Annotated in this window: 14 protein-coding genes; all 14 read left to right on the top strand. The window is 40.4% G+C overall.

Going from position 1 to position 12132, the window contains the following annotated elements:
- Positions 1–138: 138 nt before the first annotated feature.
- Positions 139–909 carry a TatD family hydrolase gene (locus HNR31_RS16940; RefSeq protein WP_181557369.1) on the top strand — a complete coding sequence of 257 codons (771 nt, stop codon included), beginning with the start codon at positions 139–141 and terminating at the stop codon, positions 907–909.
- A gap of 205 nt (positions 910–1114) precedes the next feature.
- Entirely contained in the window at positions 1115–2317 is a 1203-nt protein-coding gene (locus tag HNR31_RS16945; protein WP_181557370.1) for a G5 and 3D domain-containing protein, read from the top strand.
- A 244-nt stretch (positions 2318–2561) separates the two neighbouring features.
- Entirely contained in the window at positions 2562–3125 is a 564-nt protein-coding gene (gene rnmV, locus HNR31_RS16950) for a ribonuclease M5 (RefSeq protein WP_181557408.1), read from the top strand.
- On the top strand, positions 3118–4005 hold the full coding sequence (rsmA, locus tag HNR31_RS16955; RefSeq protein WP_181557371.1) for a 16S rRNA (adenine(1518)-N(6)/adenine(1519)-N(6))-dimethyltransferase RsmA: 888 nt from the start codon (positions 3118–3120) through the stop codon (positions 4003–4005). Before rnmV ends, rsmA begins: the two co-directional genes overlap by 8 nt.
- Positions 4006–4114: 109 nt before the next feature.
- Entirely contained in the window at positions 4115–4996 is an 882-nt protein-coding gene (gene yabG / locus HNR31_RS16960; protein WP_181557372.1) for a sporulation peptidase YabG, read from the top strand.
- A 238-nt stretch (positions 4997–5234) separates the two neighbouring features.
- On the top strand, positions 5235–5498 hold the full coding sequence (veg, locus tag HNR31_RS16965) for a biofilm formation stimulator Veg (protein ID WP_181557373.1): 264 nt from the start codon (positions 5235–5237) through the stop codon (positions 5496–5498).
- Between the two features lie 129 nt (positions 5499–5627).
- A complete protein-coding gene (locus HNR31_RS16970; protein WP_181557409.1) occupies positions 5628–5807 on the top strand; it encodes a small, acid-soluble spore protein, alpha/beta type in 180 nt (59 codons plus the stop codon).
- Positions 5808–5949: 142 nt separating this feature from the next.
- Positions 5950–6819 (top strand): 4-(cytidine 5'-diphospho)-2-C-methyl-D-erythritol kinase, encoded by an 870-nt coding sequence (ispE, locus tag HNR31_RS16975; protein WP_181557374.1) that lies wholly within the window; start codon positions 5950–5952, stop codon positions 6817–6819.
- Positions 6820–6876: 57 nt separating this feature from the next.
- Positions 6877–7701, top strand: coding sequence for a pur operon repressor (gene purR / locus HNR31_RS16980; protein ID WP_181557375.1), 825 nt, complete (start codon positions 6877–6879; stop codon positions 7699–7701).
- Positions 7702–7733: 32 nt separating this feature from the next.
- Positions 7734–8108, top strand: a complete 375-nt coding sequence (ridA, locus tag HNR31_RS16985; protein WP_181557376.1) for a 2-iminobutanoate/2-iminopropanoate deaminase — start codon at positions 7734–7736, stop codon at positions 8106–8108.
- 190 nt (positions 8109–8298) lie between these two features.
- On the top strand, positions 8299–8589 hold the full coding sequence (gene spoVG / locus HNR31_RS16990) for a septation regulator SpoVG (protein ID WP_181557377.1): 291 nt from the start codon (positions 8299–8301) through the stop codon (positions 8587–8589).
- Between the two features lie 442 nt (positions 8590–9031).
- Positions 9032–10411 (top strand): bifunctional UDP-N-acetylglucosamine diphosphorylase/glucosamine-1-phosphate N-acetyltransferase GlmU, encoded by a 1380-nt coding sequence (gene glmU / locus HNR31_RS16995; RefSeq protein ID WP_181557378.1) that lies wholly within the window; start codon positions 9032–9034, stop codon positions 10409–10411.
- Positions 10412–10427: 16 nt separating this feature from the next.
- Complete coding sequence (locus HNR31_RS17000) at positions 10428–11381, top strand: ribose-phosphate diphosphokinase (RefSeq protein ID WP_181557410.1); 954 nt, start codon at positions 10428–10430, stop codon at positions 11379–11381.
- Positions 11382–11456: 75 nt separating this feature from the next.
- Positions 11457–12086 (top strand): 50S ribosomal protein L25/general stress protein Ctc, encoded by a 630-nt coding sequence (locus tag HNR31_RS17005; RefSeq protein ID WP_181557379.1) that lies wholly within the window; start codon positions 11457–11459, stop codon positions 12084–12086.
- The last annotated feature ends 46 nt before the right edge of the window (positions 12087–12132 follow it).

The raw sequence follows: 12132 nt of genomic DNA on the forward strand, positions 1-12132 counted from the left end.
TCAAAGAGGTGGAGCGTTGGAATTGGACGCATGACACCTCTTTGTTGTCATTTTGTAATATAAATGTTAACAAGATGTGATATATGTAATCGCTTTGTATGATACACTTAACATCAGGTTAGAAAAGGGGTTATTCTCATGTTGTTTGATACGCATGCACACTTAAACGCCATTCAATATAGCGAAGATTTAGAAGATGTCATTCGTCGCGCTACAGATGAAGGCGTTTCTCATATTGTTGTTGTCGGGTTTGATCGACCTACGATTTCACGAGCGATCGAACTGGCAGAACAATATGATTTTATTTATGCCGCGGTCGGTTGGCATCCAGTTGATGCCATTGATATGACCGAAGACGATTTAAAAATGATTGAGGAGCTAACCGCCCATCCAAAAGTTGTGGCATTGGGAGAAATGGGACTCGATTACTACTGGGATAAATCTCCAAAAGAAGTACAAAAGGAAGTTTTTCGTAAGCAAATCGATCTAGCAAAAAAAGTAAAATTACCTATTATTATACACAATCGTGAAGCGACAGCAGATGTTTTACAGATTCTACAAGAGGAACAAGCTGCAGAAGTGGGCGGAATTATGCATTGTTTTACAGGAAGTCTCGAAGTAGCGAAACAATGTATTGATATGAACTTTTATATTTCCTTCGGCGGTCCTGTTACGTTCAAAAATGCGAAAAAACCAAAGGAAGTAGCAAAAGAGATCCCGCTAGAGCATTTATTAATCGAGACAGATTGCCCGTATTTGACGCCCCATCCGTTTCGTGGAAAACGAAACGAACCGAGCTATGTCAAGTATGTGGCAGAAGCAATTGCAGAGCTAAAAGGAATTTCATTTGAGGAAGTAGCAGAGAAAACAGCGGATAACGCGAAAAAATTGTTCGGCATCAATCGCTAATAAAATTTGTCACTTTGTCGGGAGACTTGTCTAAAAAAAAGTAAATAGAAAACAGTTCTACAAATTTAGAGCAAAGCATAGAATAGACATGTCGACAAGTCTTCCTTCCCTTTTAACGTAATTTTTTGCATAATAGAGTGTGTTTACGCGTACATGTTAAAGGGAGAGGGGAAATTATTGGCGAAAGAAGGAGGCGTTTTGCACCGTGTTAGCCAACGTAAAACAGTTGTTTTCTGGTTCATTAAAGAGGAATTTAACCGTCACAGCTAGTAGTTTAATAGCTTTTTCTGCAACAACGGGATTTGCAGGATACCAAATCACGAAAGAGGATGTGACGCTGACTGCTAATGGAAAAAAGCAGGAGCTTCGCACGCATGCGAAAACAGTAAAGGAAGTATTGAAAGAACAGCACATTCAACCTCGTCCCGAGGATTATGTATATCCTTCGATGGACACCCCGGTAACGGATGATTTGAACATTGTATGGGAAGCAAGTAGGCAGATCACGCTAACAGTGAACGGAAAACAAAAAGAAATATGGACGACTGCAAAAACGGTAAAAGATTTATTGGCTGCCCAAAATATTACTGTAAAACAGCAAGATAAAGTATCCCCTTCACTTGATGCGAAGATTAGAAAAGGGATGCAGGTGATGTTTGAAAAAGCGTTCCCGGTTAAACTGAACGTCGGTGGTAAACAACAACAAGTGTGGGCAACTTCGACTACGGTCGCTGACTTTTTAAAGCAGCATAAAATTCAATTGGGTGAGCTTGATCGTGTAGAACCATCGCTGCACGAAAAAGTGAAAGAAAATATGATCGTGAAGGTCATTAAAGTTCAAAAAGTCACCGATGTAGTGGAAGAACCAGTGAATTTTGCAGTTGTCACTCGAAAAGACGCAAAGCTACCTAGAGGAGAACAACGAATTATTAGTCCTGGAGAAAAGGGACTCGTATCAAAACAATACGAAGTTGTTTTGGAAAATGGTAAAGAAGTGTCAAGAAAACTAATCAAAACAGAGACAATCAAACAAAGTAAAGATCGCATTGTGGCAATTGGAACAAAAGCACCTCAATACCGCTCTACTCATGTCGTATCACGCGGCAATCAAGAAGTAGCGCGAGAACTTTACGTTACAGCTACTGCTTATACGGCTTATTGTGAAGGTTGTTCAGGAAGAACACGAACTGGCATTAACTTACGTGCTAATCCTCATATGAAAGTCATTGCGGTTGATCCGCGTATTATTCCACTTGGTTCAAAAGTGTATGTGGAAGGATATGGGTATGCGATTGCTGCCGATACAGGATCGGCAATTAACGGTTATAAAATCGATGTATTTTTCCCAGAAAAATCGACTGCTTTTCGCTGGGGAGTAAAGCGTGTTAAAGTAAGAGTCATTCAATAACTAACACAAAAGATGCAGAGGGTTTTTTGCCCTCTGTTTTTTCGTTATAATGGAGGGAGATTTTCTATTCATATTAGACGAGACAATAGGAAAAAAAGTTTCAAATTTTTTGCGATGATTACAAATTTTTTTCAGATTAAAAATGGTTTCATCACTGATTATTTTACAAGAAAGGAGGAAGCGCAGGGAATAGGAAAAATGACTTATTCCTGATGTATTAAATGGGAAATTCTGCGCGTAAGTGGTGAAAATTAAAGAGATTATTGTTGTCGAAGGAAGAGACGATACGGTTGCTATTCAGCGTGCCGTTGAAGCAGATACGATTGAGACGAATGGTTCAGCTATTAATGAAGAAACGTTAGAACGCATTAAATTGGCGAAAGAAAAAAGGGGTGTTATTATCTTTACCGATCCGGACTTTCCGGGAGAAAAAATTCGGAAAACGATTGCTGAACATGTTCCCGGTTGTAAACATGCCTTTTTGCCAAAAGAAGAAGCTCGTTCAAAAAAAGGAAGGGGCGTTGGAGTGGAATATGCATCTGTTGCAGCGATTCGTCAAGCGTTACAACATGTATATGAGGAAACGTTGGAATTAAAAGAAGAAATTACATTTGACGATTTAGTGACAGCTGGTTTAATCGGTGGTGCTTTAGCAAAAGCGCGCCGACAACGTCTGGGACAGTTGTTAAAAATAGGGTATACAAACGGCAAACAGCTTCATAAGCGGCTACAGATGTTTCAAATTTCGAAAGAAGCATTTTGCACTGCCTTAGAGCAAGTACTTCAGGAGGAAAAGCAACATGAATAAAGATATTGCGACACCGATGCGTACTCGTGAGATTTTACACAAGTATGGCTTTTCTTTTAAGAAAAGTCTCGGACAAAATTTTCTAATCGACACAAATATTTTGCGGCGAATTGTCGACTTTGCCGAGCTTTCAAGTGAAACGGGCGTCATCGAAATCGGACCGGGAATCGGGGCGTTAACGGAGCAACTTGCCCGCCGTGCGAAAAAAGTTGTTGCTTTTGAAATTGACCAGCGGTTGCTGCCGATTTTGGAGGATACATTATCTTCGTATTCGAATGTACACATTATTCACCAAGATGTGTTAAAGGCGGATATTCAGCATGTGATTGATAACGAATTAATTGGAATAAGAGACATTATGGTTGTTGCGAATTTGCCTTATTATGTGACGACTCCAATTATTATGAAGCTGCTTACGGATCGTCTGCCAATTCGCGGTATGGTTGTTATGCTGCAAAAAGAAGTTGCTGATCGCATTTCTGCCCAGCCGGGAACAAAAGATTACGGTTCGCTGTCGATTGCGATTCAATATTATACAAAAGCCGAAACGGTCATGACCGTTCCGAGAACTGTGTTTATTCCGCAGCCAAATGTCGATTCTGCTGTGATCCGACTCACAAAACGAGAAAAACCGCTCGTGAACGTGGAAAATGAGTTATTTTTCTTTCAAGTTGTTCGCGCGAGCTTTGGGCAACGTCGCAAAACGATTTTAAACAATTTGATGAGCAACTTGCCAAACGGAAAATCCCTAAAAAAAGAGATTGAAACTGTGTTGGCAGAACTTCATATTGATCCGCGCCGTCGCGGGGAAACGCTCTCGATTGATGAATTTGCCTCGCTTAGTAATCAATTGTGGACCATATTTGCACAAAAGGCCTAATTGCGGGCCTTTTTTTGTCGCTACGAGAAAAGCAAAAACGAATCACCTCCTTCCTCCGCTATGCATATGTTACTTAGTAAACGACTGCATAGTTTTGGAGTGAATCGTCATGGATATTAAAGTCGGGGATATTGTCGCAAGAAAGTCGTATGGATGCGATTTATTATTTCGTGTGATTGATGTGAAGGAAAAAAATGAGGAAAAAGAAGCCATCCTGCATGGTGAAGATGTCAGATTAATCGCAGATGCTCCATTCAGCGATTTAGTGGCGATTGATGAACGAGAACAACAGGCGAGAAGAAAAAAAGAAAAAGAGCTCATTGAACAATCCTATAAATTATTTCGTCAAGATTATCACGTCATGAAGCAAAAAATGGAGTATCGAGCAACGGGAGGATATAAAACAGAAAAAGATTTTTTTCAAGTTCCAGGGCGCGTCCTTCATTTGGATGGTGACCCTTTATATTTGCGCAAATGCTTAGATTTATACGAGCGAATTGGTGTTCCGGTGTATGGGATTTATTGCGAAGAAAAAGATATGCCGGAAAAAGTAGGCGGACTTATTGAACAAATTCGTCCGGATATTTTAGTAATTACAGGTCATGATTCATATTCTAAATCGAAAGGGAAAGTGACTGATCTGAAGGCGTACCGCCATTCGAAATATTTTGTTCAGACAGTGAAGGAAGCACGCAGAAAAGTCCCTCATCTGGATCAACTTGTTATTTTTGCGGGAGCATGTCAATCGCATTTTGAATCACTGATTCGCGCTGGTGCCAATTTTGCCAGTTCGCCGGCTCGTGTAAATATTCACGCTCTTGATCCCGTTTATATCGTTTCAAGAATTAGTTTTACCCCGTTTATTGAAACTGTCAATGTATGGGATGTATTGCGAAACACACTTACCGGTGAAAAAGGGCTTGGTGGAGTAGAAACAAAAGGGGTATTGCGTACAGGAATGCCTTTTCGTTTAGTAGATGAGCTTGATTGATAAAAAAGGCCGCCATAGCGAAACATAGAGGGCGGTCTTTTAATCTCTATCCATCACACATGCTGCAATAAAATTGATGTTATACATAATTTTCATGTCATTAGTGCATAATATACATGGAAATGAGAAAAATGTAGAAAAATACGCATTGACATATATGAAAAAGCATTGATATAATTTTTATTTTTGACTTCATGGTTATCGTTTGGTATAATTATAACAGTGAGGTGGATAGCGAATGGCGAAAACTTTATCCGATATTAAAAAGGCGTTGGACTCTAATGTCGGCAAACGTTTGACATTAAGAGCAAACGGTGGACGAAGAAAAACGATTGAACGATGTGGAATTTTGGCGGAAACATATCCATCTGTGTTTGTGATTGAGCTTGATCAAGAGGAAAATGCTTTTGAACGGGTATCCTATAGTTATGCAGATGTGCTTACTGAGACGGTAAAATTAACGTTTTTAGATGATGATCATATGGCAGTGGGTGGGCAGTAGACGTTTGTTTGCTGCTTTTTATTTTGGCATTAGTAGCTTTTAACGTTTTTTCTAACATGAGGAGAACATAAAGAAACGCCTTTATTTTAATAATAAAACTGTCGCGGTTTCTGAAAGGGGTTGCTGACGCTGGGTCGACGCCGAGGAATTATGTCGCAACGCTTTAAAGAGGAGCTTGCGAAAGAGTTGGGTTTTTATGATGTCGTTCAAAAAGAAGGTTGGGGCGCAATTCGCGCAAGAGATGCGGGAAATATGGTAAAGTTAGCGATCGAAATGGCCGAACGGCATTTAGCTGAAAAGACGAAGTAACTAACAAAAAAGACAGCCGCGACAGCCGAAGCGATACCGCTTCGGTTTTTCTTACGCATGTGTCGAAATATCGCGCAATGACTCATTAGTTTTATGGTAAAATGTTCGTATAAGTTTGAAGTCGTTAAAGTAGGTGGAAAGTTTGAGATTATTAGTAAAAGCTCCGGCAAAAATCAATTTATCCCTAGATGTGTTACATAAGCGACCGGATGGATATCATGAAGTCAAGATGGTCATGACAACAATTGACCTTGCTGATTGGATTGAACTCATGCCGTTGCCGTCCGATACGATAAAAATTGTGTCGCATAACCGGTTTGTTCCCGACGACCACCGTAACCTTGCTTATCAAGCAGCGAACTTATTAAAGGAGACGTTCGGTATTCGAGAGGGAGTAGCGATATCAATTACAAAAACGATTCCCGTCGCGGCCGGTTTAGCGGGAGGAAGCAGCGATGCAGCTGCAACGTTACGCGGCTTAAATAAACTTTGGAAGTTAGGGCTTACTCTCGATGAGTTGGCGGCACTAGGGGCAAAAATTGGTTCTGACGTATCGTTTTGTGTATATGGAGGAACGGCGCTTGCGACAGGAAGAGGAGAAAAAATCGAATCGATTCCATCGCCACCGCCATGTTGGGTGATTTTAGCAAAGCCGACGATCGGAGTTTCGACGGCTGAAGTGTACCGGAATTTAAATGTTAATGCCATTCGACATCCTGATGTTGACGGCATGGTGCAAGCTATTCATAATCAAGATTATGAACGCATTTGTTCGCTCGTTGGCAATGTATTAGAAGAAGTAACGATGAAGATGTATCCAGAAGTTGCGCATATTAAAGAGCAGATGAAGCGATTTGGAGCAGATGCAGTATTGATGAGCGGTAGCGGACCGACTGTGTTTGGATTAGTCCAACATGATTCACGTCTACACCGAATTTATAACGGTTTGCGAGGGTTTTGCGACCAAGTATTTGCGGTTCGCTTATTAGGTGAACGGAATTTGCTTGATTAAACACGTACATTAATGTTATATTTACATTAAAATATTCGGTTTTTGGGAGGTCCATTTATGAAATTAAGGCGCAGTAGCCGCTTAGTCGATATGACACATTATCTCCTAGAACATCCGCATCAGTTGGTGCCGCTTACTTTTTTTGCAGAGCGTTATCAATCTGCGAAATCATCAATTAGCGAGGACTTAGCGATTATTAAGCAAACATTTGAACAGCGAGGAATCGGAACATTAAAAACACTTTCAGGAGCGGCTGGCGGTGTGCAATATATTCCAAAAATGTCTGCTGAGGAAGCAAAAATGACCGTGGATTATTTATGTGAACAGCTTGCCAATCCAGAACGGTTATTACCCGGTGGATATTTATATATGACAGATATTCTTGGGGATCCTCGTATTATAAACAAAATTGGTCGATTATATGCATCCCTTTTTGCTGAGCGAGACATTGATGTCGTCATGACCATTGCGACAAAAGGTATTCCGCTCGCTTATGCTGTCGCCCACTTTCTTAATGTTCCCGTTGTCATCGTACGCCATGATAATAAAGTGACGGAGGGCTCTATGGTCAGCATTAACTACGTTTCTGGTTCTTCGAAACGCATTCAAACAATGGTGTTGGCCAAACGGAGTTTAGCTGAGGGAACGAACGTGCTGATTGTTGATGATTTTATGAAAGCTGGTGGAACGATTAACGGAATGATTAGCTTACTCAATGAATTTAATGCACAGCTCGCTGGCATCGGTGTCCTTGTTGAATCCGAGGAAACGAGTGAACGGCTTGTTGATGAATATATTTCCTTAGTAAAGCTGTCTTCTGTTAATATAAAAGAAAAACAAATTACTGTACGAGAAGGAAATTACATCAGCTTTATGGAATAATCGGTTGGAATTATGAAAGGAGAGAGAAAATAATGAGAAAAGTTGAAACAAAAAAAGCCCCGCAAGCTATCGGTCCTTATTCACAGGGGATCATTGTAAATAATATGTTTTATAGCTCAGGGCAAATTGCGCTTACACCTGAAGGAGAAATGGTTCAAGGTGATGTTAAAGAGCAAACTCACCAAGTGTTTAAAAACTTACAGGCAGTTCTTGAAGCAGCTGGGGCTTCACTCGAAACAGTAGTAAAAACAACAGTTTTTTTGAAAAATATGGATGATTTTGCTGCAGTGAACGAAGTATATGGGCAATATTTTCGTGAACATAAGCCGGCACGTTCTTGCGTCGAGGTGGCAAGATTGCCGAAAGATGCGCTCGTTGAAATTGAAGTAGTTGCTTTAGTGAAGTAAGTACATCACTGCTTCCCACCGTTCCCTATTATTTTCCTTCGTTTGAGATGAGATTTTGTCAATCATTTGACAGAAACAGGTCTTTTTAGCCATTTTTTATAAAAAAATTTAGACAAAAAAGAAGGAAATGTGGAAGAAATGTGGAATAAAATTAACCAAGTTCTTATATAGGGAAAAGGTGGTGAGCAGGATGGAAGTAACTGACGTAAGATTACGCCGCGTGAATACCGAAGGACGTATGAGAGCGATTGCCTCCATTACGTTGGACAACGAGTTTGTTGTTCATGATATCCGCGTAATCGACGGCAATAATGGCTTGTTTGTCGCTATGCCAAGCAAGCGTACTCCTGACGGGGAATTTCGTGACATTGCACATCCGATTAATTCTACAACCCGCGGGAAAATCCAGGAGGCAGTATTAGCTGAGTATCACCGTCTAGGTGAGCTTGAGGAAGAGTTTGAAGAAGCTGGTGCTTCATAAATATAAGGAGTCTGTCCCTCATCGGACAGGCTCTTTCACTTTGTAAAGATATCGTATTTTCTGGAGCAGTTCTCTTGTTTCAAATCAGTTCTATTCAAAAATGGACGCATTTAGACATTTATATCTTGTGTTGGGTAAGAGATAGACATTTAAAAGCAATTTGTTCAGACCTTCTGTGTCAAGCACGTTTATGTGTGCAGAACATTTGACTTCGAGAGCGATTTGCGCCATCCCCGCATTTCTTACTGTCTGCTTGGCTTGCAATGCCTAATGAAAAATCACTTTTCACCGTCGAAATGCAATCATTTCTCTCTGGAAGAACACTTTTCTTCATTTTTCTCCGCTTTTTTTGTTTTTTTTGGTAAAATAGAATGTTTCCTTGAAATACATAGTTAATTGAGATATATTCAATATGGATAAAAAGGTATTGGAGGCCTTGTTTATGGTTAAACGATATGCGGTAATATTGGCAGCCGGACAGGGGACACGGATGAAATCGAAACAATATAAAGTTTTACACCCTGTTTGCGGTAAGCCAATGGTTCAGCATGTAGTCGACCAAGTATTACAGCTTGGTCTTGAAAAACTTGTCACTGTTGTTGGTTTTGGTGCGGAACAAGTAAAAGCACAAATTGGTGATAAAAGCGAATTTGCTTTTCAGCAAGAGCAGCTAGGAACGGCTCATGCAGTTATGCAAGCATCCCATTATTTACAAGACGAGGATGGGGTGACGCTTGTTGTTTGTGGAGATACTCCATTGATTACAGCTGAGACAATGAAAGCGCTGTTAGAACATCATCTTGCCACAAATGCTAAGGCGACGATTTTAACAGCAGTTACGGAAGATCCTACTGGATATGGTCGTATTATTCGTAATCGTGATGGACATGTTGAAAAAATTGTCGAACATAAAGATGCAACAGAGGAAGAGCGGGCTATCAAGGAAATTAATACAGGAACGTATTGCTTTGATAATAAGTCTTTATTTGAGGCGCTTAGAAACGTATCGAACAATAATGTTCAAGGTGAATATTATCTTACAGATGTCATTGAAATTTTAAAAACAAAAGGAGAAATCGTTTCTGCCTACCAAGCTCATTCATTCGAGGAAACAATCGGAGTGAATGACCGCATTGCTCTTTCCCGAGCAGAAAAAATCATGCGTGAGCGAATTAATCGTAAACATATGATCAATGGCGTGACCATTATTGATCCGGAACATACGTATATATCGCTAGAAGCAGAAATCGGGCGCGATACCGTTATTTATCCCGGCACGATCATTGAAGGAAAAACGGTGATTGGTGAAGACTGTATCATCGGTCCTCATTCGGAAATTAAAAATTGTTCTGTTGGAAATGGTACAACGATTCGTCATTCTGTTGCTCATGATAGTGAAATTGGAAATGATGTAACCATTGGACCGTTTGCTCATATTCGCCCGTCATCGAAAATTAGCGATAAAGTTCGGATTGGAAACTTTGTTGAAATTAAAAAATCTACCTTTGGAAAAGGCAGCAAGGCATCTCATTTAAGTTATATCGGTGACGCAGAGGTAGGAGCGAATGTAAATCTTGGCTGTGGCTCGATTACGGTAAACTATGATGGTAAAAATAAATATATGACCAAAATCGAAGATGGTGCGTTTATCGGATGTAATGCGAACTTAATTGCTCCTGTTACAATTGGAAAAGGTGCTTATGTCGCCGCCGGTTCTACGATCACAGATGATGTTCCAGGAAATGCGTTATCCATTGCCCGTGCTCGTCAAGTGAATAAAGAAAACTACGTCGAGCGTCTTCATGTAAAGAAAAATTCTTAATTCTTAATGGAGGGTAATCATGTCTCAATATCTTGATGGTAACTTAAAGTTATTTGCGTTAAATTCGAATATGAAATTGGCGGAAGAAATTGCCCAAGTCATCGGTGTAGAATTAGGAAAATGCTCTGTATCACGCTTTAGCGATGGAGAAATTCAAATTAACATTGAAGAGAGCATTCGCGGCGGCGATGTATTCGTGATTCAGTCCACAAGTGCTCCGGTGAATGAACATTTAATGGAGCTTCTCATTATGATTGATGCGCTAAAACGCGCTTCCGCTAAAACGATTAATATCGTGATGCCATATTACGGTTATGCTCGTCAAGATCGGAAGGCGCGCTCTCGCGAACCGATTACGGCAAAATTAGTCGCGAATCTTTTAGAAACAGCGGGTGCTTCCCGCGTCATTACCCTTGATTTGCATGCTCCACAAATTCAAGGCTTTTTCGATATTCCAATCGACCATTTAATGGGCGTTCCAATTTTAGCGGATTATTTTAGAAGCAAAAATCTTAACGATATTGTGATTGTGTCTCCGGATCATGGTGGGGTGACGCGTGCGCGAAGACTAGCGGATCGCTTAAAGGCGCCGATTGCTATTATCGATAAACGTCGACCAAAACCAAATGTAGCGGAAGTCATGAATATCGTTGGACAAGTTGAGGGGAAAACTGCTATTCTAATTGATGACATTATCGATACAGCCGGAACAATTACACTGGCTGCCAACGCGTTAATCGAAAATGGAGCCACCGAGGTGTATGCATGTTGTACGCACCCAGTATTATCAGGCCCGGCTATCGAACGCATCGAAAATTCCAAAATCAAAGAACTTGTCGTTACGAATTCTATTGCCCTTCCAGCGGAAAAGAAAATTGATAAAATTGTAGAATTATCAGTTGCGCCGCTTATTGGTGAGGCGATTATTCGCGTTCATGAAATGCAGTCTATTAGCGCTCTATTTGATTAATGGGGCCACATGTTTAAATCTTCTTGTTTTAGGATAAAGTAATTCATAGATTCTAAAACAGGAGGGTGATGATTCATGGCTGTATTAGAAGCAAAAGAACGCACAAAGAAAACACATTCTGCAATTCGAAATATTCGATTGCAAGGAAATATTCCAGGTGTATTATACGGAAAAAACGTTAAAAATAAAGCGATTTTTATGAATGCTGCTGATTTTATCAAAACCATTCGCGAAGTGGGACGAAATGGTCTTGTCACGATGACGGTAAACGGTGAAAACCATTCGGTACTCCTTCGCGACATTCAAAAAGATCCAATTCGTAACGAAATTATTCACGTTGACTTTCAAGTGGTAGACATGTCTACAGAAGTCGATATTGACGTCAATGTTCATCTCGTGGGAGAAGCAGCTGGTGTCAAAGATGGTGGCGTGTTGCAACAAACATTACACCAATTATCGATCCGAGCGCTACCGGCTAATATCCCTTCTTCCATCGATATTGACATTTCTCATTTACAAGTAGGCGAAACGATTACAGTAGGCGATATTGATACAAACGGCAAGTATGAAATCAATCATGAACCTACTGAAGTCATTGCAACGATTTTACCACCGCAGCAAGAAGAAGAAATTCATAGCGGCGAACAGCAAGAGTCTGGACAACCTGAATCCGAAGAAGGAAGAGAAACAACTCCAGAGTCATAATTATAGACGTAACCATATTTGGTTACGTCTTTTGTAGTATGTATAA

The organism is Thermaerobacillus caldiproteolyticus, assembly GCF_013761245.1.
Lineage (GTDB): Bacteria > Bacillota > Bacilli > Bacillales > Anoxybacillaceae > Thermaerobacillus > Thermaerobacillus caldiproteolyticus.

Excerpts from the sequence above, each read along its gene's own strand:
- HNR31_RS16940 (WP_181557369.1), top strand. The coding sequence starts at position 139 with ATGTTGTTTGATACGCATGCACACTTAAACGCCATTCAATATAGCGAA.
- rsmA (WP_181557371.1), top strand. The coding sequence starts at position 3,118 with ATGAATAAAGATATTGCGACACCGATGCGTACTCGTGAGATTTTACAC.
- yabG (WP_181557372.1), top strand. The coding sequence starts at position 4,115 with ATGGATATTAAAGTCGGGGATATTGTCGCAAGAAAGTCGTATGGATGC.
- veg (WP_181557373.1), top strand. The coding sequence starts at position 5,235 with ATGGCGAAAACTTTATCCGATATTAAAAAGGCGTTGGACTCTAATGTC.
- purR (WP_181557375.1), top strand. The coding sequence starts at position 6,877 with ATGAAATTAAGGCGCAGTAGCCGCTTAGTCGATATGACACATTATCTC.
- ridA (WP_181557376.1), top strand. The coding sequence starts at position 7,734 with ATGAGAAAAGTTGAAACAAAAAAAGCCCCGCAAGCTATCGGTCCTTAT.
- spoVG (WP_181557377.1), top strand. The coding sequence starts at position 8,299 with ATGGAAGTAACTGACGTAAGATTACGCCGCGTGAATACCGAAGGACGT.
- glmU (WP_181557378.1), top strand. The coding sequence starts at position 9,032 with ATGGTTAAACGATATGCGGTAATATTGGCAGCCGGACAGGGGACACGG.
- HNR31_RS17005 (WP_181557379.1), top strand. The coding sequence starts at position 11,457 with ATGGCTGTATTAGAAGCAAAAGAACGCACAAAGAAAACACATTCTGCA.